This is a genomic window from Chroococcidiopsis thermalis PCC 7203, from assembly GCF_000317125.1.
GTDB classification, from domain to species: domain Bacteria; phylum Cyanobacteriota; class Cyanobacteriia; order Cyanobacteriales; family Chroococcidiopsidaceae; genus Chroococcidiopsis; species Chroococcidiopsis thermalis.
Map to the genome: position 1 here is coordinate 5,936,996 of NC_019695.1, position 25,593 is coordinate 5,962,588.

24 protein-coding genes are annotated in these 25,593 nt (G+C 46.1%); 14 read left to right on the top strand and 10 right to left on the bottom strand.

Annotated elements, in window-relative coordinates; genetic code table 11:
• Nucleotides 1-111: 111 nt before the first annotated feature.
• Entirely contained in the window at nucleotides 112-1,434 is a 1,323-nt protein-coding gene (locus CHRO_RS25905; protein ID WP_181824239.1) for an ABC transporter substrate-binding protein, read from the top strand.
• A 179-nt stretch (nucleotides 1,435-1,613) separates the two neighbouring features.
• Complete coding sequence (locus CHRO_RS25910) at nucleotides 1,614-2,330, top strand: DUF1028 domain-containing protein (protein WP_015157193.1); 717 nt, start codon at nucleotides 1,614-1,616, stop codon at nucleotides 2,328-2,330.
• A 68-nt stretch (nucleotides 2,331-2,398) separates the two neighbouring features.
• Here CHRO_RS25910 and carA read toward each other — a convergent pair whose 3' ends face one another.
• From carA to CHRO_RS25925, 3 genes are all read right to left on the bottom strand, one after another.
• On the bottom strand, nucleotides 2,399-3,535 hold the full coding sequence (gene carA / locus CHRO_RS25915) for a glutamine-hydrolyzing carbamoyl-phosphate synthase small subunit (RefSeq protein WP_015157194.1): 1,137 nt from the start codon (nucleotides 3,533-3,535) through the stop codon (nucleotides 2,399-2,401).
• 178 nt (nucleotides 3,536-3,713) lie between these two features.
• Entirely contained in the window at nucleotides 3,714-6,323 is a 2,610-nt protein-coding gene (cphA, locus tag CHRO_RS25920; protein WP_015157195.1) for a cyanophycin synthetase, read from the bottom strand.
• A gap of 140 nt (nucleotides 6,324-6,463) precedes the next feature.
• Nucleotides 6,464-6,769, bottom strand: coding sequence for a hypothetical protein (locus CHRO_RS25925; protein WP_015157196.1), 306 nt, complete (start codon nucleotides 6,767-6,769; stop codon nucleotides 6,464-6,466).
• Nucleotides 6,770-6,885: 116 nt separating this feature from the next.
• Between CHRO_RS25925 and CHRO_RS32930 the strand changes: the two genes are divergently transcribed.
• Entirely contained in the window at nucleotides 6,886-7,035 is a 150-nt protein-coding gene (locus CHRO_RS32930; protein ID WP_181824240.1) for a hypothetical protein, read from the top strand.
• Between the two features lie 75 nt (nucleotides 7,036-7,110).
• Here CHRO_RS32930 and rsmH read toward each other — a convergent pair whose 3' ends face one another.
• Nucleotides 7,111-8,022, bottom strand: a complete 912-nt coding sequence (gene rsmH / locus CHRO_RS25930; RefSeq protein ID WP_015157197.1) for a 16S rRNA (cytosine(1402)-N(4))-methyltransferase RsmH — start codon at nucleotides 8,020-8,022, stop codon at nucleotides 7,111-7,113.
• 149 nt (nucleotides 8,023-8,171) lie between these two features.
• Between rsmH and puuE the strand changes: the two genes are divergently transcribed.
• Nucleotides 8,172-9,083 (top strand): allantoinase PuuE, encoded by a 912-nt coding sequence (puuE, locus tag CHRO_RS25935; protein WP_015157198.1) that lies wholly within the window; start codon nucleotides 8,172-8,174, stop codon nucleotides 9,081-9,083.
• Nucleotides 9,084-9,260: 177 nt separating this feature from the next.
• Nucleotides 9,261-10,256 carry a ketol-acid reductoisomerase gene (gene ilvC / locus CHRO_RS25940; RefSeq protein ID WP_015157199.1) on the top strand — a complete coding sequence of 332 codons (996 nt, stop codon included), beginning with the start codon at nucleotides 9,261-9,263 and terminating at the stop codon, nucleotides 10,254-10,256.
• A gap of 208 nt (nucleotides 10,257-10,464) precedes the next feature.
• Here the strand turns inward: ilvC and CHRO_RS25945 are convergent, their stop codons facing one another.
• Entirely contained in the window at nucleotides 10,465-11,322 is an 858-nt protein-coding gene (locus CHRO_RS25945; RefSeq protein ID WP_015157200.1) for an SDR family NAD(P)-dependent oxidoreductase, read from the bottom strand.
• Between the two features lie 213 nt (nucleotides 11,323-11,535).
• Here CHRO_RS25945 and CHRO_RS25950 point away from each other — a divergent pair, with 213 nt between their 5' ends.
• Complete coding sequence (locus CHRO_RS25950) at nucleotides 11,536-12,450, top strand: LysR substrate-binding domain-containing protein (protein ID WP_041463539.1); 915 nt, start codon at nucleotides 11,536-11,538, stop codon at nucleotides 12,448-12,450.
• A 151-nt stretch (nucleotides 12,451-12,601) separates the two neighbouring features.
• Nucleotides 12,602-13,435 carry a 1,4-dihydroxy-2-naphthoyl-CoA synthase gene (gene menB, locus CHRO_RS25955; protein WP_015157203.1) on the top strand — a complete coding sequence of 278 codons (834 nt, stop codon included), beginning with the start codon at nucleotides 12,602-12,604 and terminating at the stop codon, nucleotides 13,433-13,435.
• Between the two features lie 289 nt (nucleotides 13,436-13,724).
• Here menB and CHRO_RS25960 read toward each other — a convergent pair whose 3' ends face one another.
• Entirely contained in the window at nucleotides 13,725-14,033 is a 309-nt protein-coding gene (locus tag CHRO_RS25960; protein WP_015157204.1) for a hypothetical protein, read from the bottom strand.
• Between the two features lie 407 nt (nucleotides 14,034-14,440).
• Nucleotides 14,441-15,004 (bottom strand): DciA family protein, encoded by a 564-nt coding sequence (locus CHRO_RS25965; RefSeq protein ID WP_015157205.1) that lies wholly within the window; start codon nucleotides 15,002-15,004, stop codon nucleotides 14,441-14,443.
• 21 nt (nucleotides 15,005-15,025) lie between these two features.
• Here CHRO_RS25965 and CHRO_RS32935 point away from each other — a divergent pair, with 21 nt between their 5' ends.
• The 3 genes from CHRO_RS32935 to CHRO_RS25975 all read left to right on the top strand — a co-directional run bounded on the left by CHRO_RS32935 (nucleotide 15,026) and on the right by CHRO_RS25975 (nucleotide 17,034).
• The gene (locus CHRO_RS32935; RefSeq protein WP_181824241.1) at nucleotides 15,026-15,184 is read left to right on the top strand and encodes a hypothetical protein; all 159 of its coding nucleotides are present in this window, start codon (nucleotides 15,026-15,028) and stop codon (nucleotides 15,182-15,184) included.
• Between the two features lie 158 nt (nucleotides 15,185-15,342).
• Nucleotides 15,343-16,038, top strand: coding sequence for a PspA/IM30 family protein (locus CHRO_RS25970; protein WP_015157206.1), 696 nt, complete (start codon nucleotides 15,343-15,345; stop codon nucleotides 16,036-16,038).
• Between the two features lie 216 nt (nucleotides 16,039-16,254).
• Nucleotides 16,255-17,034: a PspA/IM30 family protein gene (locus CHRO_RS25975; RefSeq protein ID WP_015157207.1), complete on the top strand. Its 780-nt coding sequence runs from the start codon at nucleotides 16,255-16,257 to the stop codon at nucleotides 17,032-17,034.
• Between the two features lie 260 nt (nucleotides 17,035-17,294).
• Here CHRO_RS25975 and CHRO_RS25980 read toward each other — a convergent pair whose 3' ends face one another.
• Nucleotides 17,295-18,272: an alpha/beta hydrolase family protein gene (locus tag CHRO_RS25980; protein ID WP_015157208.1), complete on the bottom strand. Its 978-nt coding sequence runs from the start codon at nucleotides 18,270-18,272 to the stop codon at nucleotides 17,295-17,297.
• Between the two features lie 270 nt (nucleotides 18,273-18,542).
• Between CHRO_RS25980 and CHRO_RS25985 the strand changes: the two genes are divergently transcribed.
• From CHRO_RS25985 to CHRO_RS25995, 3 genes are all read left to right on the top strand, one after another.
• Nucleotides 18,543-18,866, top strand: coding sequence for a thioredoxin family protein (locus tag CHRO_RS25985; protein WP_015157209.1), 324 nt, complete (start codon nucleotides 18,543-18,545; stop codon nucleotides 18,864-18,866).
• Between the two features lie 59 nt (nucleotides 18,867-18,925).
• Nucleotides 18,926-20,236, top strand: a complete 1,311-nt coding sequence (locus CHRO_RS25990; RefSeq protein ID WP_041462644.1) for an LL-diaminopimelate aminotransferase — start codon at nucleotides 18,926-18,928, stop codon at nucleotides 20,234-20,236.
• 225 nt (nucleotides 20,237-20,461) lie between these two features.
• Nucleotides 20,462-20,869: a response regulator gene (locus CHRO_RS25995; RefSeq protein ID WP_015157211.1), complete on the top strand. Its 408-nt coding sequence runs from the start codon at nucleotides 20,462-20,464 to the stop codon at nucleotides 20,867-20,869.
• A 14-nt stretch (nucleotides 20,870-20,883) separates the two neighbouring features.
• Here CHRO_RS25995 and CHRO_RS26000 read toward each other — a convergent pair whose 3' ends face one another.
• Complete coding sequence (locus tag CHRO_RS26000; RefSeq protein ID WP_015157212.1) at nucleotides 20,884-21,063, bottom strand: hypothetical protein; 180 nt, start codon at nucleotides 21,061-21,063, stop codon at nucleotides 20,884-20,886.
• A 493-nt stretch (nucleotides 21,064-21,556) separates the two neighbouring features.
• Between CHRO_RS26000 and uvrC the strand changes: the two genes are divergently transcribed.
• The gene (gene uvrC / locus CHRO_RS26005; protein WP_015157213.1) at nucleotides 21,557-23,524 is read left to right on the top strand and encodes an excinuclease ABC subunit UvrC; all 1,968 of its coding nucleotides are present in this window, start codon (nucleotides 21,557-21,559) and stop codon (nucleotides 23,522-23,524) included.
• A 703-nt stretch (nucleotides 23,525-24,227) separates the two neighbouring features.
• On the opposite strand, the gene rlmN is transcribed toward uvrC, so the two are convergent.
• Nucleotides 24,228-25,418 carry a dual-specificity RNA methyltransferase RlmN gene (rlmN, locus tag CHRO_RS26010; RefSeq protein ID WP_015157215.1) on the bottom strand — a complete coding sequence of 397 codons (1,191 nt, stop codon included), beginning with the start codon at nucleotides 25,416-25,418 and terminating at the stop codon, nucleotides 24,228-24,230.
• Nucleotides 25,419-25,593: the final 175 nt, after the last annotated feature.

Consider the following 25,593-nt stretch of genomic DNA (forward strand, 5'->3'; position numbering starts at 1 on the left):
GAAGAGGGATCGGAATATATCTGACAATATATCAAAAATACCTATTTACCCGCGTTTATCTACAGAAGGCAATTCTAGACTAAAATTTCGACAATAAAACTTAAAAGTCAATTGAAAAAACTAGTGAAGTTGCTCAATCGCTACCTAGTCAAAACTAAATTTCTTCTCCTCTTACTCGTAGTAACCCTAACTTTGGTAGGATGTCAGGCTACACCTAGTAATTCTGGAGTTACCAAAATTACGCTGTGGCAAGGGGTAAATCCACCACCCAATCGAGATGTTTTGCAAACGCTGGTAGATCGCTTCAATCGAGAGCATTCTGACATTCAAGTAGAATCTTTATATGTCGGACAAGCAGAACAGCAATTACCGAAAATTTTGGCAGCGGTAGTAGGAAATGCACCACCAGATTTACTATGGTTTAATGCCACGCTAACTGGACAGTTAGTGGAACTCGATGCAATTCGTCCTTTGGACGATCTGCTACAAACTTCTCCCGTCAAAGATGAAATCGATCCTAGCCTGTTTGCAACGATGGAGTATCAAGGGCATACTTGGTCTGTGCCGTTTGGCGTAAATAACGTAGGCGTATTTTACCGTCCCAGCTTATTTCAAGCCGCAGGAATTACCCAGTTACCGCAAACTTGGGAAGAATTACGTCAAGTCGCACGTCAATTAACCATCGACAAAGACGGAGACAAGCGGATCGACCAACACGGAATGTTTTTGCCGTTAGGGAAAGGAGAATTTAGCGTCTTTCTGTGGCTACCCTTCCTGTGGAGTGGCGGTGGCGAGTTGGCAAGTAACAATCCCCAACAACCAGCAAATGTAAATGTAGCAGACGACAAGGGTGCGATCGCCTCGCTGAGATTGTGGCGCGATTTAGTCGATGATGGTTCTGTCGTTCTATCTTTACCAGAACGAGGATTTGAAATCGATGCTTTCTTAGCTGGGAAAGTGGCGATGCAATTGACTGGACCCTGGACGCTGGGACAGTTCCAAACCACAGGAATAGATTTTGGCGTGTTTCCAATTCCTCAAGGCGATCGCCAAGCAACTGCAATTGGTGGAGAAAACCTATTTGTATTCAAGTCTACGCCCGAGCGCGAACGAGCTGCGCTCAAGTTTGCTGAGTATGTTGTCAGCGAAGGATTTCAAATTGATTGGGCAATTGGTACGGGATATTTACCCGTCAATATGAAGGCAAGGGAAAGCCAGAAATATCAAGATTTCATCAAAAAACAGCCTGCCGTAGAAGTGTTTTTAGCACAAGCAAAATACGGGCGATCGCGTCCCATTTTTCCTGGTTACAGTCGCTTGTCAGAAAATTTAGGTAGGGCGCTAGAAGCTGTTTTATTAGGGAAAAGCACCCCTACCGAGGCATTACAAGCAGCACAGCGAAGGTTGGATTTGATTTTTCAGAACAGTGACTAGTGACTAGTGACTGGTGATTAGAAATTAAGAATACAGCCACTAGCCACTAGCCACCAGTCACTCACTCATTACCATTTCCTACAAATTGTTAAATCCAAAACAGTCAGCGATCGCGAATAAATGTTATTTGGGAATAACATTCATGTACGTGTCTTGACGATTCGGGCGCTCTGGAATTTATGACCTTCTCAATTGTGGCTTGGGATGCAGCAACGCAAATGACTGGGGTAGCAGTGGCAACTAAGCATCTGGCTGTAGGGGCGCTCGTACCTCATGCTAAGGCAACTGTAGGGGCGATCGCGACTCAAGGTCAAACTAACCCGTTATTGGGAATTTGCAGCCTGCAATTGTTAGAACATGGGGTTTCGGCTGAAGATACATTACAGCTTTTGCTGCAAGACGATCTCAATTGCCACCAGCGTCAGCTACATCTGGTAGATCGTCGCGGTCATACGGCAGCTTGGACGGGTGAAGATTGCGTTGGTTGGGCGGGACACTTGACATATCCCTACTTTTCTGTAGCCGGAAATATGCTGGTAGGCGAACAAGTTTTGGTAGCGATGGCAGATGCATATCAAGCCAAAGCGGAAATGGAGTTTTGCGATCGCCTATTACACGCTTTAGAAGCTGGCGAGGCGGCTGGAGGAGACAAACGGGGACGACAATCGGCAGCGCTGTATGTGGTGCATCAAGATGTTTATCCCTATCTGGATTTGCGCGTCGATCATCATGCGAATCCATTAGTGGAACTGCGCTATCTATTTGAAGAATCGCGTCAAGATTATTATCAGTCGTTTCGGCAATCTATGCCTCCCCAGTGTCCTCGTACTATGGTAAGTGCGATCGCTAAGTATTTAGCTACTCCAATCAAGAATCAGTTAACAGTTATCAGTTAACAGTTATCAGTGTTAACAACTAGTGAAACACTTCTGATTTTTGACTTTTGACTTTTAACTTTTGACTTTTACACTCCTACAGTGCGTGACTGGCGCATGGATTTGACGAAATTGGCAAATAAGTAATCTGCGTCGTGGGGACCAGGGCTAGCTTCAGGGTGGTATTGGACTGAGAATAGGGGTAGGGATTTGTGGCGCAATCCTGCTACGGTGCGATCGTTTAAATTGAGATGAGTAATTTCGACATCTGCGGGAATGGAATCCGCATCAATCGCAAAGCCGTGATTTTGACTGGTAATTTCGACTTGCCTTTGTAAGCCAGCAGGTTGATTCAAACCGCGATGACCGAATTTTAGCTTGAAGGTTTCTGCCCCTAACGCCCGACCTAGTATTTGATGTCCCATGCAAATACCAAATATTGGTTTCTGGGCTGAAAGAAGGGCTTTTGTCGTTTCAAGTCCTTCGGCAACGGCGGCGGGGTCACCAGGTCCATTGGAAAGAAAGATGCCGTCGGGATTGTATTTCAGAATCTCTTCTGGTGGCGTATTAGCAGGAACGACAATGACGCGACAGCCATAACTCGCTAGTCGCCGCAGAATGTTGCGTTTGATGCCAAAGTCAATGGCAACAACGGTGAGAGTCTCGCCATCTGGGGATACTGGTTTAAATTCCCATACAGAATCAGTCGTTCCAGCCCACTCATAAGCAGTGGATGTGGTGACTTCACTGACCAAGTTTAATCCTGCCATACTGGGGGCAGCGAGGACGAGTTGCAATAACTCTGCTTCGTCAAGAATTTCTGTAGAAATAGCGCCATTCATCGATCCTACTTCGCGGATCTTGCGGACTAAGGCGCGGGTATCGATGCCGTAAATTCCAGGGATGTTGTGCTGTTTGAGGTAGTCAGGCAAACTGCCAGTAGAGCGCCAATTGCTAGGACGGTAACAGACATTTTTGGCGATCGCACCTTTCACTTGGGGGCGATCGGATTCTTCGTCTTCAGGATTTACGCCTGTATTTCCCAATTCTGGGTAGGTAAAGGTGACAATTTGACCGCGATAGCTGGGATCGGTTAAGACTTCTTGATACCCAGTCATACCAGTATTAAACACGACTTCGCCAACGGTAGTACCAGTAGCACCGAAAGATAAACCATGATAAGCAGTACCATCAGCAAGAACGAGAAGGGCGGGTTGAGGGGTCATAACTAGGGGTAGTTGGTAATTGGTAATTGGTGATTGGTAATTGGTAGTTGGTAGTTGGTAGTGGTGAGTGCTGCTACTTGCAACTTGTGACTTGGAATTGCTCCCTCTGCTTTCTTCTTCCCCGACTCCCGACTCCCGTACGGGCGGGTTTGAAAACCCGCCCCTACCGACTCCCGATTTATCCTCGGCGAGATTCAATCAAACGAATGGCACGACTGACGCTTTCGGGGAGGACGACTACTAAACTACCACGGGAAGCCATGTCGAGGGCGGTGTTAATGGCTCTTGTCTCTGCCAAAATGGATTCGTAGTGGCAGTCGGAATTGGCTTGACGGATGCCTTTTTCGATTAAGTCTGCGGCATCGCCACGGGGACGACCGCGCGTATCGTCGTCTTCTTTGACGATAATAAAGTCAAACATTTCGGCGGCGAGTTTGCCCAAGGTGATGAAGTCTTCGTCGCGGCGATCGCCAGGTCCCCCGATTACGCCGATCCTTTCTCCTTGCCAGTTGCGGACAAAGCTACCCAATGCCTCGTAACTATGGGGGTTATGGGCGTAGTCAACTAATGCGTGATAATCGCCTAACTCAAATAAATTCATCCTACCTGGGGTTTGGCTGGCAGATGGTTGAAATGTCTGCAATCCAGCTTTAATCTGTCCCAAGGGGATTCTTTGGGTAAATGCTGCCAAACTCGCAGCTAAGGCATTGGCGATCGCAAAGTTGGCGCGTCCGCCCATCGTTAGCGGTACGTTGACTGCTTGTTCGAGTCGTAGTTTGATTTCTCCTTGCAGTATTGACAAATAACCGTCTTCATGAACTGCCGCTAAGCCCCCATGTCGAGTATGTTCTCGCACGATGGGATTATTTGGGTTGAGTGAAAAGTAGGCTATTTGAGCTTTCACCCGTTTTGCCATTGCTGCAACTAAAGGATCGTCAGCGTTGAGAATAGCATAACCGTGGGGAAATACGGTTTCTGCAACGACACTCTTGAGGTGAGCTAGTTGCTCGACTGTATTAATGTCGCCAATTCCTAAATGATCGGCAGCTACATTCAAAATAATTCCGACATCACAGGCATTGAATCCCAACCCAGAGCGCAAAATTCCGCCTCGTGCTGCTTCTAATACAGCTACGTCTACTGTGGGGTCTTGTAGAATTAACTGGGCGCTTTGAGGACCTGTATTATCGCCTCGATCGACTAAAAAATCGCCGATATACGTCCCATCGGTTGTGGTGTAGCCGACAGTCTTACCAGTTTGCTTGACGATATTGGCAAGTAAGCGCGTGGTTGTGGTTTTACCATTGGTTCCGGTGACAGCAAGGATGGGAACGCGGCTAGATTTACCGGGGGGAAACAGCATGTTGATAACTGCCCCCGCAACATCGCGAGGCTTACCCTGGCTGGGATGGGTATGCATCCGAAAACCAGGCGCGGCATTCACTTCTACCACTACGCCACCCACTTCTCGCAAAGGACGGCTGATATCTGGGGTAACAATATCGATTCCGGCAATATCTAGACCGATAATTTTTGCTACACGTTGCGCTAGCCAAATGTTTTCCGGGTGAATTTCATCAGTGCGATCGCAAGCAATACCACCAGTGCTGAGGTTTGCTGTAGCTCGTAGATAGCAAATTTCATCTCGGTCTAGAATACTATCTAAGCTGTAGCCCTGTTGTGCTAAGAGGCGATCGCTATTGCGATCGAGCTGAATGCGGGTGAGGATATTATCGTGTCCGTCGCCGCGATCGGGGTCTTGATTGATAATTTCGATTAATTCCTCAATCGTACTCCTACCATCTCCCACAACATGAGCGGGAATGCGTTCGGCAACTGCGACAACTTTACCATCAACTACAACTACGCGATGGTCGCGCCCTTGATAGTAGCGTTCGACAATAATGGATCGAGAAACTGCTTTGGCTGCATCATAGGCGGCTTCTGCGGCTTCCCAAGTTTGAATATCGAGTGTAATGCCTCTACCGTGGTTGCCGTCTAGCGGTTTGATAACGATGGGATAACCACCAACAGAGGCGATCGCATCTTCTAGTTCGTCAAAATAATCGATCGCCGTACCTCTAGGAACGGGTACGCCAGCATTGCTGAGAATATATTTAGTAGCTTCTTTATCAGAGGCAAGTTCGACACCTAAAAGACCCGTGTTGCCGCTTAAAGTTGCCTGTATGCGCTTCTGCCGTTTGCCATAGCCGAGTTGAATTAAATAACGCGCCCCGAGTTGCATCCAAGGAATATCTCGCGCCTCTGCTGCTTGAATAATTGCTTCTGTACTAGGACCCAAAGCCGCATCTTGGTGAAGTGCTTTGAGATCTTGAAGATCTCGTTCTAGTTCCGATTTGGGATAGTATCCCAGATCCACAATACTTTGACACAGCCTCACAGCGGCACGGGCTGCATAGCGTCCGGCTTTCTCGTTTTCGTACTCAAATACAACGTGATAAACCCCAGCAGTAGCCGTCTCGCGGGTACGTCCAAAGCCTGCTGGCATTCCTGCTAGTTCTTGTAGTTCTAAGGCTACGTGTTCGACTACATGACCCATCATCGTGCCTTCTCGTAGCCGCATTAGGAAGCCGCCGCGACACCCAGGAGAACAGAAATGTCCCTCTAAGCTGGGTAGTGCTTCAACTAAACCCTTGTAAAAACCGGGAATTTCATTAGATGGTTTTTCTGCCAATTCTTGCAAGTCTAGCTGCATAGCAACTAGTTGATGGCGGCGAATGCTCCAATAGTTTGGACCCCGCAATGTTTGAACTTTAAGAATTCTCATCCTAATTCATTCCTCCTGGGCAATTTGTAGTTATTGGGAAGTGAGTAGTTATTAGTGACTAACGATCGGTGGTTAGTCATAACTTCTATCTTTTGTCGCCTGTCTCCTCGATTTTGACTTGTGACTTTTAACTTTTGGCTTTATTCTTCTTGCAGCCAACAATTTTCTAAAAATTCTATGCAATCTCGTTCCCAACAGCGTTCTACTTGATACATCCAATAAAAGTCCCAGTGATTTTCAATTAAAAAGAAGTCCCAATTATCATATAAATAGTCTTCTAATTGCTGACTTATATCTTGTAGCCAGCATTTTTCTAAAAGCTCGATCTGGTATGTATACCAAAAAGCAGTAGGGCTGAGAATAACTTTATCCAGAGAACCAAAAAATAGTTGTTTGAGATATAAACGAAGCGGAAATTTAGTTTTATGTTTCCAGTTTGAATCCATATGACTTGTTTTCCTTTGTATGCGATCGCGGAGTTTGAATATCCCTCATCAAACCTGCATTTTGTAGCTCTTGACTCCAATTAGCTTAGAGCTTAGGTAAAAGATGTGAAGGATTTGTGAACGATCGCATCGGAAATCAAGCTAAGGGAGTAGGGAGCAGGGAGAAGAGAGCTGAGGGAGCGATCGGGAGCGCAAGGTTGCTGAGGGAGAAGAGAGCTGAGGGAGCGATCGGGAGCGCAAGGTTGCTGAGGGAGAAAGAAATTTAAAATCTTTATACCCCACATCCTTTCTTCACGCTCTTACTGACAACTGACAATCAACTACCAACTACCAACTACCCATTACCCATTACCATCTCTTCTTGTTGCTATTCGTAACTTAGCTGAGCGAGAGCGAGGATTTTGGGCTAGTTCATCTGTTTGGGCAATGAGTGGTTTTTTAGTAATAATTTGTAATAGCTCGGACGCTCGGAAGGCATTTTTGACAATCCGATCTTCTAAACTGTGAAAACTAATAACGATAATACTTCCCCCTGGTTTAAGCCAAGTTGGTGCTAGTTGCAGGAAATTTTCTAGGGAGGTTAGTTCGTCATTTATAGCAATTCGCAATGCTTGAAACACGCGGGTAGCAGGGTGAATCCTTCCATGACGATATGCACCAGGAACAGCAGAGGCGATCGCAGCAGCTAGTTCTGTCGTCGTATGAAACGGGCGTTTTTCCACAATCCGCCGAGCAATCCGGCGTGAAAATCTTTCCTCGCCATAATGAAAGAAAATATCTGCTAGTTTTTTTTCATCCCAGGTGTTAATCGCTGCCGCCGCTGTCAGAGATTGGCGATCGTCCATACGCATATCCAGAGGCGCTTCATGGCGAAAACTAAAGCCTCTTGCCGCTGTATCAAATTGGTAAGAACTTACACCTAAATCGGCGATAATACCATCAAAAGTTGCGTTTTGAGGGGTGTAAGTCGCGAAATTACTCCGTAAAAATTGTACTCGATCGCCAAATTCTGCTAGTTGAGTTTGGGCTGCGGCGATCGCGGCTGCATCGCGATCGAGTGCTGTTAGCTTCACATCTGGCGCAGCTTGCAAAATTAGCCTACTATGACCCCCACCTCCGACGGTAGCATCTAGATAGTGTCCCCCCGCTCGCACCGCCAAACCAGCGATTAACTCTCGGCTCAATACAGGAACGTGGCTGAATGTAGCTGGTTCTAGGATTTCTGGTTCTAGCGGTGTGGGGGTAACATTCATTTGGAGGTTGTTTGTTTAGTATTTTTTAGTTTGGTGTAAATCGTTGCTCCCTCTATTTTGCCGATTTTTTTCTCTAGGTCGTGAGTACTATCGTTGAAAATAACGACGATCGCTTCCGCTGAAATTTCTCGTATGAGTACACAGACACAATGCCTACACCATATCCCCGCGATTTAATTGGTTACGGTCGTACCCCTCCCGATCCTAAATGGCAAGGACGAGCCCGCGTAGCGGTTCAATTTGTGATTAACTACGAAGAAGGTGGAGAGAACTGCATTCTACATGGAGATATGGCTTCTGAAGCCTTTCTGTCAGAAATTATCGGTGCAGAACCCCTAGCAGGGGCGCGGCACATGAATATTGAGTCCATGTATGAATATGGCAGTCGGGCGGGGTTTTGGCGGCTGTATCGGCTGTTTACGCAAAGAGGGATTCCCGTTACGGTATACGGGGTAGCGATGGCGTTAGAACGCAACCCCGAAGCAGTAGCCGCCATGCAAGAAGCAGATTGGGAAATTGCCAGCCACGGCTATCGCTGGATTGACTATAAATATTTTGGCGAGGATTTGGAACGAGAGCATTTACAAAAAGCGATCGCCATTCATACCCAAGCAACGGGAAGCCGTCCCCTCGGCTGGTATACGGGACGCAATAGCCCGCATACGCGCAAGTTGGTAGTAGAAGAGGGCGGGTTTCTCTACGACTCCGACAGCTACGCCGACGATCTGCCTTACTGGGTGCATGACTACGGTAAACCCCATCTCGTCATTCCCTATACCTTAGATAACAACGACATGCGTTTTGCGACGGCGCAAGGGTTTAATTCAGGCGATCAATTCTTTGCCTATCTGCGCGATGCTTTTGATGTTTTGTACGCCGAGGGAGAAACAGCCCCCAAAATGATGAGTATTGGGTTGCATTGTCGCCTTGTCGGTAGACCAGGTAGGGCTGCGGCTTTAGCACGTTTTCTCGATTATATTCAACAGCGCGATCGCGTTTGGATCTGTCGCCGCATCGACATTGCCCGTCACTGGCACGAACACCATCAGCCCAAAGGGTAATAAGTAAGTCAAAAGTCAAAAGTCAAAAGTCAAAAGTCAAAAGTCAAAAGTCAAAAGTCAAAAGTCAAAACGCTTGATTGTTACTAATTACCAATTATCAATTACCAATTACCCAATTTCAGGTATTATAGAAAGTTTGCAGACTTTAGATGCTTGCCCCCAAGGAGAGTTGTTGTTATGGCTCGGATGTACTATGACACAGATGCCAATTTAGATTTATTAGCGCAGAAAACAGTTGCAATTATCGGCTACGGCTCTCAAGGTCACGCCCACGCCCTCAATCTCAAAGATAGCGGTATAAATGTCATAGTCGGGCTGTATCCTGGCAGCAAGTCAGCAGAAAAAGCCAAAGCTGCGGGTTTAACAGTATATCCGGTAGCTGAGGCAGCACAAAAAGCAGACTTAATTATGATTCTGCTGCCGGATGAAGTGCAAAAAAGCGTTTACCAACAAGAAATTGCACCGCATTTGAAAGAAGGTAAAGTCTTAGCTTTTGCCCACGGATTCAACATTCACTTCGCTCAGGTCGTGCCTCCTGCGGATGTCGATGTCGTCATGGTTGCACCGAAGGGACCAGGGCATTTGGTGCGGCGGACATACGAACAAGGACAAGGCGTACCCTGTTTGTTTGCCGTATATCAGGATGCTAGCGGACAAGCCCGCGATCGCGCTATGGCTTACGCTAAAGGTATTGGTGGAACTCGCGCTGGTATTCTCGAAACCACATTTAGAGAAGAGACAGAAACCGATTTATTTGGCGAACAAGCAGTATTGTGTGGTGGTTTGAGTGCGTTAATTAAAGCAGGTTTTGAAACTTTAGTTGATGCTGGTTATCAACCGGAATTGGCATATTTTGAATGTCTGCATGAAGTCAAATTAATTGTTGATTTAATTGTCGAAGGTGGTTTGGCAAAAATGCGCGATAGCATTTCCAACACTGCCGAATATGGCGATTATACTCGCGGTCCTCGGATTGTCACCGAGCAGACCAAAGCAGAGATGAAGAAAGTGCTGCAAGAAATTCAATCGGGTCAATTTGCGCGGGAATTCGTATTAGAAAACCAAGCTGGGAAACCTGGATTTACTGCCACGCGCCGTCAAGAAGCCGAACATCCAATTGAGGAAGTTGGCAAAGATTTACGCGCCATGTTCAGCTGGATGAAGCAAGATTAACGATCCCCCTAAATCCCCCTTGACAAGGGGGACTTTTAAAACGGAGATCCCCCTAAATCCCCCATAACAAGGGGGACTTTTAAAACGTAGACTCTTATAATTCCCCTTAAAAGAAGCGATCGCCCCTTCCCCATATCCTTTCAACTACGCCCCCACCAATCATCTCGATTGTTTCCCTACATCCTATCTCGAAGTACAAGCCTCCTCCTTAAAACGCAACATCCGCAGCAATCTCCTGCCAGCGAGTAGATAAATCCTCCGCAGTAGAACTTTCAACAGCGGCAAGGTTGAATGGATAGTTCACGTTGGATCGCTCGATGGGGCGCATGGCTGTGAATTGACCATTGCTTGCCCTTAAGATAAATCCAGATTCCTGGCATTCTGGAGAGGCAAGGTATAACACCCCTGGAGCCACTTGTTCTGGTCGTAAATCTTCTGGTTCATCCTGGACATTCCACATCCGCGTTTTGGCAACTGGCGAAATCGCATTCACTAGAATTCCCTGCTCTTTGCCTTCAACCGCCAGCACGTTCATTAGACCTATCTGTGCCATTTTTCCCATCGCGTAAGCTGCAAGACCGCCCAGAGCATATTGCTGATAAATCGCTCGATCCGAAGTCGTCAACACAATCCGTCCATAGTGTTGTTGCTTCATCCTGGGCAAGGCAGCTTGAGACAACCACGTTGGTGCTTCTATGTTGATGTTGATGGCGCGTTCTAGAAAATCAGGTGACAGGTCTTGGATTGACTGATAAGCAACCCATCCAGCATTGTGGATTAAGATATCGAGGCGATCGAACTTTTCTAGTGTCATTTCTACCAGGCTGCGGCAGTTGTCTCGACTATTCAGGAGTACGTCACTGGCGATCGCCACTCCACCTTTTTCTCGAATGTTGTTGGCGACATCAGCTACCACCGTTGGATCGGAACCCGTCCCCTCTTTGTTAACGCCTGCGTCGTGAACCACGACTCGCGCCCCTCTTTCTGCCAGCAAACGGGCATAGGCTGCTCCTAAACCGCGTCCACTGCCCGTGATAATGGCTACTCGATCGTCGAGTCGAATCATTTGCCTCTCTCCTGACTGAAATCTTGAGCTTTAGTGGGTGTATGTCCTGTAATCAACCAAACTTTAGGAGCGACAGGATTCTTGTCCCAGTTCATTTGTTTTCCCTAATACAAAAATGATGAGACGCGCCTCATATTTCTTACGATAGGAGACAGCCATGTGACTGTCCAATATATATTTGACTAAGATTAATAGGTTAGACATATAAGTGTGATAGAACTACGGCATCTGCACTACTTCATCGCGGTGGCTGAGGAGCTGCATTTTAGTCGAGCAGCCCAGCGGTTGCACATTTCCCAACCCCCCTTAAGTCAGCAGATTCGCGGTTTGGAAGATGAACTAGGAGTCAAGCTATTTGAGAGAACGAAGCGGCAAGTGCAGCTGACTGAAGCAGGCAAAGTGTTTTTAGAGCGCTCCTATGGAGTGTTAGCGCAACTCGATCGGGCGATCGCAGTAACACAACGGATCGGGCGGGGTGAGATTGGACGGTTAGCGATCGGCTTTGTTGACTCTGCAATGTATACGTTACTACCAGAGATTTTAAGGGTCTTTCGAGAACAGTTTCCGGCTGTAGAACTACAATTGCATGAACTGACGACGCAAGAGCAAATTCAAGCTCTGCATCACAAACAGGTTGATATCGGCATTGTTCGTTCTGCCATCAGCGAACTAGGTTTGAGTGTGGAGTGCTTTTTGCCAGAATCATTGGTCTTGGCGTTGCCACAAACCCATCCGTTGTCTGCCCAGACTCAATTGTCTCTCTCCACATTGGCTTCGGAATCATTTATCCTATTTCCTGCCAAAATGGGACCCGTCTTTTACGAGCAGATTATTAACCTTTGTCAACAAGCTGGATTTCGTCCGCAAGTGGCTCAAGAGGCAGTTCAGATGCAAACTATCGTCGGCTTAGTTGCAGCAGGACTGGGCATTGCGATCGTCCCCGCCTCCTTGCAAAACTTCCACAGAAGCGGAGTCATTTACAGACCCTTGCAGGAACAGATCCCTAAAACCGGACTTTATCTGGCTTGGCGGCAGCATGATTCCTCTCCAGCAGTAAGAGCATTTCTGGGCTTGGCACGGAAAACGACACGAGGGGAATCAAATCGTGATGATACGCGAGGCAGTTAAAGAGCGATCGCCTCACCTAATAGCCTTCAAGTACTGTCTGGGCAGTAATCTGAAGCAGCCTAACTTGGTTTAGCTCCGCTAACGCCAGATACTAAGATAAAATTTTCAAGCCATAGTTCAAGCGATAAAATGCGATCGCACCTTAAAACCCATGCAAGTTAACTGGCAAATTGCCAAAACCTACGAAGATATCCTCTATCACAAAACAGACGGAATTGCCAAAATTACCATCAACCGTCCCCACAAGCGCAACGCCTTTCGTCCCAAAACCATCTTTGAAATGTACGATGCATTTTGCGATGCAAGGGAAGATAGGAACATCGGCGTTATTTTGCTCACGGGTGCTGGACCTCATACCGATGGTAAATATGCCTTCTGTGCGGGCGGCGACCAAAGCGTTAGGGGTAAAGCTGGCTATGTCGATGATGAAGGGACTCCCCGCTTAAATGTCTTAGATTTGCAACGCCTAATTCGTTCCATGCCCAAAGTTGTCATTGCTTTGGTGGCTGGATATGCGATTGGAGGGGGACACGTCCTGCACGTCGTTTGCGACCTCACTATCGCCGCTGATAATGCCATATTCGGACAGACAGGTCCCAAAGTTGGGAGTTTTGATGGTGGGTTTGGGGCTAGCTATCTGGCGCGAATTGTCGGACAAAAAAAAGCGCGAGAAATTTGGTTTCTTTGCCGTCAATATAATGCTACCGAAGCCTTAGAAATGGGTTTAGTTAACTGCGTCGTTCCCGTCGAACAACTAGAAGCAGAAGGAATTCAATGGGCAAGTGAAATTTTACAAAAAAGCCCCTTGGCAATCCGCTGTCTCAAAGCCGCTTTTAATGCCGATTGTGACGGACAAGCAGGTTTGCAAGAACTGGCTGGTAATGCCACTTTACTCTACTACATGACAGAAGAAGGAACCGAAGGCAAACAGGCATTTTTAGAAAAGCGCCAACCAGATTTTCGCCAATATCCTTGGTTGCCTTAATTTTGAGTTGATAGCGGTTTTCAATTGGATGCAATACACGTCTGGTAGGGGCGCTTTCTCGCTCGCGCCCCTACAAATGTCATCCATACAATCGAGAATTGCTATGAAGAGACGCTATCGTGTATCTCTTCAACTTTTTATTCTTTTCAATAAAAAAATCGCACCACTCAACTGAGGATGCGATATAGGTTTTAAAATGATTGGTCGGATTTTTTTAAATTAAATTAGGTTTAAATTACATCTTTGGTGTATTTAGCCGGAGCCAAAAAACCGTTACATAAAGATACAACTAAGCTAGTAACGCCTGTTGCTGTCTCTGAATACGAACGTGGCTGAACTCTGTTTCTAGTAACTCAGGCTCAGGCAGTTTGAGAGTAGTTGCGACAGGAGCAGCAAGCACGGAAGCAGAAGTCAAAGACATCATTTCTTCTACTAAACTTTCCCAATTGGAAGCAAAAGCAGTTACAGCTAAACTACAAGCTTTCCAATTGCCCTGAACTGGCACTTCGAGAATCTGACACTTACCTCCTCGCCGTCCTTCTGGCTGGTAGTGCTGACAATAACGACAGGCAGAAGTTGCAGGATTGCAGCTGGTCATATAAGTAGCTGTTGTGGATGGGTCTACAGCATTTATTTTGCCTCTAGGGTTTTTAGGGACTCAGAGGCATCAACTGAAGAATCACTCTAGGTTCTAGCGCTCTCAAAGCTAAAAATAATTTTAGAATTTATTTAGACTTGTCCCAGAAGGCTCAAATAATAACTACTTAAATTCAAGCCAAAACAATTGGGGATCAATTGGAAGAAAATCTTAAACTCGTAAAACTTACATTGACTTTCACAAAGAAAAATGCTCTAAGACCGCGAAACTGAAGAGGGAATTTTAGCCAACAGTAAATTTACTACAAATCATCTCGCCTCTATCGCTAGAGGTATTTTTGGACTTCAATAAATATTGAAAGAAGATCCTAATAAAAGTAGCTTTTGATGAAATGCCAGCAGCAATTCCTACCACTGCTTAGCAGCACAAATCGAACAAACTCCCCATCGCTCCAGTTCGCCTACAGGTGTATGACAGTGACACTGGGAGCATAAGGGTAAGTGACGCGATCGCGTTTGTGTTACTTCAGTCCAGTGTCTAAACGCTGCTTGAGGATGGCGAAACCGAGGCTGGCGATCGCCCTTTGCGGCTGAATCGTTGCCAACCCAACTCGGATGAGCGCGCCCTAACCCAGAACTAGAAGAAGTGCGATCGCCAATTAATGAATCCTGTTTTGCTAGCTGCTGCCACTGAGCGCTAGAAAAGCGAATATCTAGCAAAGGTTGCGATAATTGAGCATTTAACTTCTCTAAAATCCGCTGTCGTCTGAAAGCGAGTTCTTGCGCCCAGACAGCACTAGAAGTTGCAACCCAGAGAACTTGTCTTTGCACGGAAACTGGGCGAGTATGAGTAGCCACCATTGCCCCAACAGCCTCAACCCAGCACTGTAATACCCTTTGAAGCGGCTGCTCTTGCCAGCGACTTTCTTGTTTGACAGTCTCTAATATGTTTCCTAAAGAATTTAAGGACATGGGGAGTCGGGGAGAAGAGAGTTGAGGGAGCTGAGGGAGCTGAGGGATAAGAGAGACAAGGGGGAACTCGCTCTTCCCCGCGACCGAAGGGAGTGGGGATTAGGGGGCGAAGGGAGACAAGGGGGACAAGGAAGCAATTCTGATTCCACTAGTCACCAGCCACTAGCCACTCTTCACTGACAACTGAATAACTGAATCTCAGGTAAGATACCATGTGTTTAATACTCTAACTAAATTAGTTGTTGAGCAATTTAGCTTTTGCCAGTGACGGGTTGGAGGGATTTAGCTTTAAGCCAGAACAACACCAATTAAGTCGTTCATCAGAATGGAGAGCTGTCATGGGATTGATTGACCGCATCCTCAGAGTTATTCGCGCTAATTTTAATGCCTTGGTTGGGCAAGCGGAAGATCCAGAAAAAATTCTGGAGCAAACGGTCATGGATATGCAGGAAGATTTAGTTCAACTGCGACAGGCTGTAGCACAGGCGATCGCCACCCAAAAGCGCACCGAAAGACAGGCTCACCAAGCTCAGTCTAACTCTGAAGAATGGTATCGTCGCGCTCAACTTGCCCTACAGCAAGGGAACGACGTGTTAGCACGGGAAGCACTGACGCGCCGCAAATCCTATCAAGACACGGCTACTGCTCTCACAGCCCAAATCGAACAGCAAAATAACATCGTCGTCAGGCTGAAGAAAGATTTGCAAACACTGGAGAGCAAAATTTCTGAAGCGCGGACTAAGAAAGATATGTATATCGCTAGGGCGCGATCGGCACAAGCTACTCAAAGACTAAATGAAATGATAGGGGGTGTCAATACAACGAGTTCTCTGGGTGCGTTTGAGCGGATGGAAGAAAAAGTTTTGCAGCTAGAAGCTCAATCAGAGGCGATCGCCGAATTAAGTAGCGACGACTTGCAAAAACAATTCGCCGCCCTAGAAGCCAGCAGCGACATCGATTCTGAACTTGCCAATATGAAAGCACAACTTTCAGGACAAACACCCCCGCCGCAACTACCCAACAGTGACCAGTGACCAGTGACCAGTTACCACGTACCACACACACCCCACACCCTACACCCTACACCCTGATAACTAATAACCGATAACTGATAACTGTATATAGGGCATATGTTAAGAATAAAAGCAGAGATGAATTAACTTTGCTTTGAGCAAACATAAATCATTCGTGCTGCGCCAGCACTCGCTACCTACTACTCAAACCGTGAACTCCGAAGGAAAAGCACAATTATGGGATTATTTGACCGGATTAGCAGGGTTGTCAAATCTAACCTCAACGATTTAGTCAGCAAGGCAGAAGATCCAGAAAAAATTCTAGAGCAAGCGCTTCTAGAAATGCAGGAAGATTTAATTCAGTTGCGACAAGGTGTTGCTCAAGCGATCGCTGCCCAGAAACGTACCGAACAGCAATACAAACAAAACCAAAATGAATCAGAAAGGTGGGATCGTAACGCCCGTCTAGCTTTGCAAAAAGGCGATGAAAACTTAGCTCGGCAAGCCCTAGAGCGTAAGAAAACTTATCTCGAAACGGCAAATACGCTCAAAGCTACTTTAGATGGGCAACTGACTCAAATTGATACCCTCAAGCGCAACCTGATTGCTTTGGAAAGTAAAATTTCTGAGGCGAAGACGAAAAAAGATATGCTCAAAGCACGTAGTTCTGCTGCTAAAGCGCAGGAACAACTACAAGGCACAGTTGGACGCATGGGAACTAGCAGTGCTATGGCAGCCTTCGAGCGCATGGAAGAAAAAGTCATGATGCAAGAAGCCCGAGCGCAGGCGGTTGGAGAACTAGCTGGGAACGATCTAGAAAGCCAATTTGCTGCATTAGAAGCTGGTAGCGATGTCGATGACGAACTAGCAGCATTAAAAGCTCAAATGTCTCTAGGTCCAGCAACATCATCAAATCAACCTTCTCTACCACAAGCAAACGAGCAGTCAACTGCTGCCAAAAGTCCAGTTGTGGATGCAGAGTTAGAAGACCTGAAAAAACAGTTGGATCAATTGTAAATTTTGGCAACGAAGGACAAGGGAAACAAGGGGAGAATTCAAAATTCACGCATTCAAAATTTAAAATTTAAAATTACTCTTGGCTCCTGTACGGGCGGGTTTTGAGCCTAGATTTCCGGCTGAAGTTGTTCATCTATTTGCGCGCACCCGCCCCTACGATTCCTGTACGGGCGGGTTCACCCGAAATCTTCGTCGCAGTCAGAGAGCTTTGGTGAACCCGCCCCCACGACTCCTTCTGATAACTGATAACTGATAACTGTTCACTGTTGGCTAGTAACGCTGACGCGGCGATCGCGAGCGTCTCCCGTTTTGTAGACGTAATCGAAAGCTTGCCGATCGCCCAATACCTCCGCCCGTAAAAACAGCGCACTCCAACGCGCTACAGTTTCTACTGCCTGCGATTGCTCGATTTGTGGTTTATTAGAGTCGGGGATTGGACCTGGTGGATTATTGGTATTCGTAATGCCGTAATGATTTGCACCTGAAACGGTAATTAGAGCTTTGGGCGGAGATTGGATATTGGCATAAGTAACTTGCGCTCTTTTGGGTAAAGCAATGCTGTCGCGATCGCCTTGAATCAGAGCAATAGGAATACCAGCATTTTTGATGGGAATATACTCTTGAGTTGCTGGATCGCGCAGACTTGTGCCAAAAAATGCCCCACCTACAAGCTCTTTAGGACGTTTGAAGGAACCCTCACACGTAACAGGAATAATACACAAGTTGCCGATCGCAGATAAACCGACAGCACCACCAGCAGAGTGACCGAGTAATGTGAGTTTTTGAGGATCGACAATCTTCGCAATTGGAGTAGAATTAGATTTTTCCGTTTTAATTTGGTTTAAAACTGCGTCGATTTGAGAAGTATCCGGCAGCAGCCCTGTAAATCCAAATTGAGGCAGCGATCGCTGTTGAATGGGAACGACTACAACAAACCCGTAACTAGCGACAATTCTGGCGAAATCGCTATAACTAGACTTATCAACATTTGCTCCTGGCAGCAGTAAGGCAACGGGAAATCGCTGTCGCCCCTGCTCTTTAGGAGGCTGTTGGGGATAATATATGTCTGCTGGATTTTGATTCGCCGCGATCGTCGTACTGTAACTGGCAACTCGCTCGAATAAAGGTGTTGGTGTTGCTGGTGCAGTTCGAGCGCTGCTAGTTCTGGCTACACCTGTGAAAATAGCGATCGCTAACGCAGTCATAACCCATTTTCGTCGCATAGCAGTAAAACTCATACAAATCCTCTGGAATCACTGTCGATCGCCAAGACAATTCAAAGGGCTAGATAGAATACTATGAGTACTACACCTGCAACCGATGAATTTTGGGAAAACTGGGCATTTATGTTTAAACCAGTTTGGTCATTAGTCATCGGTCAGTAGCGATCGGTCAGTGATAACTGATAACTGATAACTTTGTACAGACGTTACATGTAACGTCTCTACACTGATAACTGATAACTGATAATAGTTGAGTGGTAAAAGAGGCTGTTAAGGAATAGTCACATGAGCAACGCAATTCAGATCGCAGACAAAGAGTTTGAAACAGAAGTTGTAAAAGCTGACCGACCCGTATTGATCTACTTCTGGGCTTCTTGGTGTGGTCCTTGCCGATTGATGTCACCTGCTATTGATTGGGTCGCTGAGAACTATAGCGATCGCCTCAAGGTCGTGAAAATGGAAGTCGATCCTAACCCTGCTACAGTCAAGCTGTACAAAGTAGAAGGAGTCCCTGCCCTGCGCTTAATTCGCAGTACGGAGGTCATTGCTGCTTCCGAAGGAGCGCTGAGCAAACAAAAAATTACCGATATGTTAGATACCTATTTGTAGCAATAAGAAACTTCTACGGGCGCACAGCCGTGCGCCTCTACCTAACTCCTCAAAAAATTATGCAGTTTGCCAATCGTTTAGAGTGCTTGAAAGCGAATGTTTTTGCCGATATGGATCGGGCAAAGGCAAGAGCAATATTAGCTGGGCGAGATGCGATCGACCTGTCCCTGGGTTCTGCCGATCTATCCGCAGAAGCGCACGTTACAGAAGCGATCGCCCAATCTCTCCACGACCCTAAAACCCACGGATACTTACTTTTTCACGGCACTCAAAACTTTCGCCAAGCCGCAGCCCAGTGGTACGAGCAAAAATTCGGTATTGCTGTCGATCCACAAACTGAAGTTCTGCCCTTAATTGGCTCTCAAGAAGGGACAGCCCATCTACCTCTAGCCATACTCAACCCAGGAGACTTTGCTTTACTCCTCGATCCTGGCTATCCTTCCCATGCTGGCGGAGTCTACCTTGCTAGCGGTCAAATTTATCCCATGCCCCTGCTGGCAGAAAATAATTTTTTACCTGTTTTAGCCGACATTCCTGCCCCGGTATTAGCACAGGCGCGGATGATGGTACTGAGTTATCCCCACAACCCCACCACCGCCGTCGCACCCCTTTCCTTCTTCCGCGAGGCAGTCGCTTTTTGCCAACAACACGATTTAGTTTTAGTCCACGATTTCCCCTATGTCGATTTGGTGTTTGAGGAACTAGGGAGCAGGAAGCAGGGAGCAGGGAGTAGAACAGAGCTGAGGGAGCTGAGGGAACTGAGGAGGCTGGGGGAGCAATTACAAGTCACAAGTCACAAGTCACAATTAATTCCGAATTCCGAATTCCGAATTCCGAATTCTCCCCTAGCTCCTTCTATCTTGCAAGCCGATCCAGAGAAAAGCGTTTCGATTGAGTTTTTTACCCTTTCTAAGTCATATAACATGGGAGGCTTCCGCGTCGGATATGCAATCGGTAATTCTCAACTGATTGCAGCTTTGCGCCAGGTGAAAGCCGCAGTCGATTTTAATCAATATCGAGGCATATTAAATGGGGCGATCGCTGCTTTGAGTGGCGACCAAACTGGAGTGCAAAGAATGGTAGAAACTTTTCGCCAACGCCGCGATCGCTTTGTGAGTGCTTTGCATCGTATTGGCTGGCAAGTTTCCATCCCTGAAGCAACCATGTATATCTGGGCAAAACTGCCTGCACCTTGGGATAGAGATTCCGTCAGCTTTTGCACTCAATTAGTAGAAGCGACTGGAGTTGCAGTTTCTCCCGGTGCTGGTTTTGGTAAATCTGGTGAAGGATACGTCCGTTTTGCTCTGGTTCAATCGCCTGATGTTTTAGAAACGGCTGTGGATCGGATCGCTCAATTCTTAAATGATTAGAGTAAAGATTAGAAAATTTTGGTAATTGCACCCTTGCTTGCTTCCGACACTCGCTAACTGCTCGCTCGGTGACAATTTGCCATTATACTTGTGCTTGATTAATATGAATGATAACTAGCTAAGTAACAACTAGTCGCAAATGTAAATTCAGTTTTGTTTTAAATTGGTCTTCAATATAAGACTTTGAAGTGTGATACAAGCAACAACAGTTATTTAATTACACAAGTGAGCAACGCTGGATCGGTTGCACCAGCCAACCCTATTCCACAACGAATTTTATTGGTTGAAGATAACTATCTCAATCGACAGATGTTGGAAGATTATCTAGTTTTTTGTGGATACCAGGTTTTGGGTTTAGCGGATGGCACTGGATTTTTTCAAGCTTTGGCTGACTTTCGACCCGAACTAATTTTATTAGACTTAAAGTTACCAGGTATTGACGGTTATACTTTACTCGAACAAAAGAGTTGCAGACAAGACTATCAAAGTATTCCAGTTATTGTGGTTTCTGCTTTTGCTTTCAAAGCCGACCAGCAGCGAGCTTTGAAATTGGGTGCAAAGCGTTATTTTGTCAAGCCAGTCAGTTTGAGAGATTTGAAACAGGCAATAGAAGAAGAACTACAGCGATCGTAGAACCTCTTCTGAAATCATTCATCGCGCTGTTGCGTCACAAACTCCTCTACTGTCTGGCTGAGATTTTGTAAGTCCTGACCGATAACTGTAATTCGATCTTCTAGTTGTGCTAATAACAACACCGCTGTCTGAAGTTGATTGAGCGTGTCATCAATACCGTTTCGATAGTTCAGTTCAAATTCTTCTATATTCATAACTCAGCCTATTGCAGCAAGCTCCTCAAATAACTTATCGTTTTTGACTTCTAGAACCAATTTAATCTCAGCTAATGTAGAATTTAGCCAATCTGTGAGAATTTCATCTTTGGCAACCCAAATTTAATTTATACTTTATAGTTGGTGTATAATTTATCACGCCTTTAGAAATAAAAAGAGTATATTTACTATTATAGAAATATAAATAACTCGGCTAAAGCAGACAATTTATTCGATCAGTATATTCTTTTTAGAATTAATTTGGTGCAAATCAATAGGTAAGAAGAGCGGTAAGGAATAAACAAAGCTTCTCTGACTATTAGTAGGTATTAGGAAGCAAGTCGAAGTCTGGGAATGAGAATTGAGATTTCACCCTCAGTATAGAGAGTTCAACTAAAGTCTGTAACCTCCAGCCGCCAATCCTCAACCCTTCTGCGTGCAGTTTGATAGGATGACAGAGGAAGAGACTTAAGGCAAGCGGGTTTAGAGGGTAGTGACAGCATCGAAGACATTACCACTGGTAAGAGATCCAGAGCGATTAGAAAGTCGGCTGAAAGAAATTCCTCCCGAACCAGGGGTTTATTTCATGCGCGACAGCAGCGATCGCATTATTTACATCGGCAAGTCGCGCAAACTGCGATCGCGGGTACGTTCGTATTTTCGCGACCCCAAGCAACTGAGCGATCGGATTGCTATGATGGTGCGACAGGTTGCCGATATTGAGTTTATCGTTACCGATACAGAAGCAGAAGCCCTTGCTTTAGAAGCTAATCTCATCAAGCAAAATCAGCCTTACTTCAACGTTCTACTCAAAGACGACAAGAAATATCCTTACGTCTGTATCACCTGGTCGGAGCAATATCCCCGCATCTTCATCACGCGCAATCGCCGCCAAGGTAAAAAAGAAGACAAGTTTTACGGACCATACACTGACGCTCACTTACTGCGAACGATTCAACGGCTATCAAAGCGAATCTTTGCTCTGCGGCAACGCCCGCAACCGTTATTTAAAGACCGTCCGTGTCTCAATTACGACTTAGGGCGCTGTCCAGGGGTATGTCAAAAACTAATTTCACCAGAAGAATATCGCAAAACCGTGCAAAAGGTAGCGATGGTCTTCCAAGGACGAACGCAGGAATTGATCGATGTCCTGACCGCACAAATGCAAGCTAGCGCCGAAGCATTAAATTTTGAATCAGCAGCACGAATTCGCGACCAAATTGCTGGTTTAAAGTCGCTGAATGCCGATCAAAAGGTATCGCTACCTGATGATACGATCTCGCGAGATGCGATCGCCCTGGCAGCAGATGAAAAGCACGCCTGCATTCAGTTATTTCAAATTCGTGCCGGACAACTCGTCGGTCGCCTCGGTTTTGTCGCCGAAGTCGGGGCGCATAGCTATGCGCCCCTACCCACACCCAATTTAGAAATTTCTGCCCCCACACCCCACACCCCACACCCCACACCCCAATTAGAACCAGGAGCAATCTTACAGCGTGTCTTAGAACAACATTATGAAACTGCTGACGATGTAGAAATTCCTACAGAAATTCTGGTACAGCACGAATTACCGGAAGCGGAGATGCTAGCGACAGCGTTAAGCCAACGTAAGGGGCGGAAAGTCACGATTGTGAATCCCCAGAGGGCATTGAAAGCAGAATTGATCGAGATGGTAGAACGAAATGCCGAGTACGAACTGGCACGAACGCAAAAATTGAGCGATCGCAACTCCCAAGCTATGGAAGATCTAGCCGCCATTCTCGACTTACCCGACTTACCCCATCGAATTGAAGGCTACGATATTTCTCACATTCAGGGTTCCAATGCGGTTGCATCCCAAGTGGTGTTTATTGAAGGTTTACCTGCCAAACAATACTATCGTCACTACAAGATTAAAAATCCTACGGTTACGGCTGGTCATTCCGATGACTTTGCCAGTTTAGCGGAAGTGATTCAACGCCGCTTTCGTAAATACGTGGAAGATCCGCAAATGCAACGAGTGGGAAACCCCGACTGGCCCGATTTAGTGATGATTGATGGCGGTAAGGGGCAATTATCGGCAGTTGTAGCTGTCTTGCAAGAAATGAACTTGATGGAAGACTTGCGAGTGGTTAGCTTAGCCAAGCAGCGGGAAGAAATTTTTTTACCAGGCGAATCTCAACCTTTGGCGACAGATGCGGAACAATCGGGAGTACAATTACTTAGGCGACTGAGAGATGAAGCACATCGCTTTGCTGTCAGTTTCCACCGCCAGCAGCGTAGCGACAAGATGAGGCGATCGCGTCTAGAAGAAATTCCTGGTTTGGGCTACCATCGCCAGAAACAACTCCTAGCGCATTTTCACTCGATCGACTACATTCGCCAAGCCAGTATCGAGCAACTGGCAACAGTAGATGGTATCGGTTCTCGCTTGGCAGGGGAAATTTATAACTATTTTCACCCACCTCAAAGCATAAATTGACCAATTTTTCTATTTAATTTGACATAAGTTGACAATTTGTAGATAGAAAAGCGCTCGGCGTTTTTCTATCTGTTTCGCTTGGGGATCGTATCCAAGCAATCTAACTCTCGATGGAAACCAAACCTTAATAAATGGTTAAAAATTGATAGGAGAAAACCCGATCGTGAGTCAAATTATTGATTGGACTCGGGGATCGGTTTACCGATTATCTTAGTAGTGAGTCAACGCTCACTGCCATTAGAAAGTCTGTTAACACTGTTATCTAAGCTACAAAATCAAAGGATTCATCATGGGGATCGCAGTAAATCGAAGTAGTGTCCACGCAAACTTTTTATATTTTCTACCAAAAGTGGCATGGATACTGAGCTGAAATCTTGCGAGAATATATACTGGAACGAAAAAAAATGACTGTCTCGGACAAAACCTAGCTGGATCGACTAGCTAGATTTCAACAATCGCGTTCCCAACTATATATTCGATTGACCTTCCAGTTTTTATTTCTTCTTTCTTAAAAATTCTTAGGCTCAAAAGGTTTGTCAAATGCAAATAAAACAACAGATTAGATGCTCCAACTGTGGCAGCGAAGCAGAAAGATTTTATGTATTAAGTAGCGAACTAACACGCACGCAATGCAATAGCTGTGACTATCTCATGGTGACGTGCGCTCGTACAGGAAAAGTTATAGAAGCATATGCGCCGGGTATTAACCCAATGAAGGCTGTAGCTGCTGCGCCCGTAGTTGACCGCAAGCCGCCTCTGCTTCCAATCCACGGGAATAGCGGACGCTCACAGCGATCTGTTGCTGCTTCAGGACGTTAACAAAAGCCTGAATTTGACTTGAACTCGGTCGCTGATAATCTGCTTCTCGAATCGGATTGTAAGGAATTAGATTGACGTGACTTTGAAAACCTCGTAGCAGCTGAGCTAGCTCAGCTGCTTGTTTTATGCCGTCATTTACCCCAGCAAGTAAGATATATTCAAACGTGACGCGGCGACCAGTAAGACGCACGTACTCGCGACATTCTGAAAGTAAGTCATGGAGAGAGTACTTTTGGGCGCTGGGAATCAGTTTTTCTCTGGTAGCTTGGTTAGAGGCGTGAAGGCTAACCGCCAAGGTAACTTGTAGTTGGTATTTAGCAAGTTTAAGAATTCGCCCTGGAATTCCCACAGTAGAAAGAGTCATGCAACGCTGTCCGATACCCACATCTTGGTTCAGAGATTGAATCGCTGCCACGACATTTTCTGTATTTAGCAAGGGTTCGCCCATACCCATAAAAACAATGTGGCTGACGCGCCGTTGAAAGTCAGATTGGACTGTCAGAACTTGATCGATAATTTCATGCGGGGCAAGGTTGCGACGAAAGCCCCCTTTACCCGTGGCGCAGAAATCGCAAGCCATCGGACACCCTACTTGAGTCGAGACGCATACGGTAAGGCGCTTGTCAGTTGGGATACCTACAGTTTCAACAATTTGATTATCTGCAAGTTGAAGTAAGTATTTGACAGTCTCATCAGGAGCTACAGTGCGATGATGAATTTGCGATCGCCCGATCGAAACATTTTCTACACTACTACGCCATTGTTTCGGAAACACTGAGATTTCAGATAGCGATCGCGCTCCTTTGTGATAGATCCAATCGTATAATTGCTTACCGCGATAAGCTGGCTGTCCTTGTGCTTGTACCCAGGCGGTGAGTTGTGCTTGATTTAAACCTAGTAATGGGGTGTGGGGTGAGTGGTTCGTGACTAGTGGCTGGTGGCTAGAATTGCTTCCTTGTCTCCCTTGTCCCCCTTGTCTCCCTTGTCCCCCTTGTCCCCCTTGTCCCCCTTGTCCCCCTTGTCTCCCTTGTCCCCCTTGTCCCCCTTGTCTCTTGTCAGTATTACTATTAACCATAATTTTGCAGTAACCAATCTCAGCTCACTATACGACGGTAGCTTATTGCTGAAACAATATGAGGCAATTTATGGGAATGCATTCGAGTTCCTTAGTAGGGTGCGTTAAATAACCCACCCCAGGGGAATTTATGCTCTCTCTTCTGATTTACTAGTTTCGTTATGTTTTAGAAATT

Bases quoted from the DNA above. Each gene is read 5' to 3' on its own strand.
- CHRO_RS25965 (WP_015157205.1), bottom strand. From the start codon at position 15,004: ATGTCCTTAAATTCTTTAGGAAACATATTAGAGACTGTCAAACAAGAA.
- CHRO_RS25980 (WP_015157208.1), bottom strand. From the start codon at position 18,272: ATGAGTTTTACTGCTATGCGACGAAAATGGGTTATGACTGCGTTAGCG.
- puuE (WP_015157198.1), top strand. From the start codon at position 8,172: ATGCCTACACCATATCCCCGCGATTTAATTGGTTACGGTCGTACCCCT.
- cphA (WP_015157195.1), bottom strand. From the start codon at position 6,323: ATGAGAATTCTTAAAGTTCAAACATTGCGGGGTCCAAACTATTGGAGC.
- CHRO_RS25985 (WP_015157209.1), top strand. From the start codon at position 18,543: ATGAGCAACGCAATTCAGATCGCAGACAAAGAGTTTGAAACAGAAGTT.
- rlmN (WP_015157215.1), bottom strand. From the start codon at position 25,418: ATGGTTAATAGTAATACTGACAAGAGACAAGGGGGACAAGGGGGACAA.
- CHRO_RS25970 (WP_015157206.1), top strand. From the start codon at position 15,343: ATGGGATTGATTGACCGCATCCTCAGAGTTATTCGCGCTAATTTTAAT.
- CHRO_RS25960 (WP_015157204.1), bottom strand. From the start codon at position 14,033: ATGACCAGCTGCAATCCTGCAACTTCTGCCTGTCGTTATTGTCAGCAC.
- CHRO_RS25990 (WP_041462644.1), top strand. From the start codon at position 18,926: ATGCAGTTTGCCAATCGTTTAGAGTGCTTGAAAGCGAATGTTTTTGCC.
- rsmH (WP_015157197.1), bottom strand. From the start codon at position 8,022: ATGAATGTTACCCCCACACCGCTAGAACCAGAAATCCTAGAACCAGCT.
- CHRO_RS25945 (WP_015157200.1), bottom strand. From the start codon at position 11,322: ATGATTCGACTCGACGATCGAGTAGCCATTATCACGGGCAGTGGACGC.
- CHRO_RS25910 (WP_015157193.1), top strand. From the start codon at position 1,614: ATGACCTTCTCAATTGTGGCTTGGGATGCAGCAACGCAAATGACTGGG.
- carA (WP_015157194.1), bottom strand. From the start codon at position 3,535: ATGACCCCTCAACCCGCCCTTCTCGTTCTTGCTGATGGTACTGCTTAT.
- ilvC (WP_015157199.1), top strand. From the start codon at position 9,261: ATGGCTCGGATGTACTATGACACAGATGCCAATTTAGATTTATTAGCG.
- CHRO_RS26000 (WP_015157212.1), bottom strand. From the start codon at position 21,063: ATGAATATAGAAGAATTTGAACTGAACTATCGAAACGGTATTGATGAC.
- menB (WP_015157203.1), top strand. From the start codon at position 12,602: ATGCAAGTTAACTGGCAAATTGCCAAAACCTACGAAGATATCCTCTAT.
- CHRO_RS25925 (WP_015157196.1), bottom strand. From the start codon at position 6,769: ATGGATTCAAACTGGAAACATAAAACTAAATTTCCGCTTCGTTTATAT.
- CHRO_RS25975 (WP_015157207.1), top strand. From the start codon at position 16,255: ATGGGATTATTTGACCGGATTAGCAGGGTTGTCAAATCTAACCTCAAC.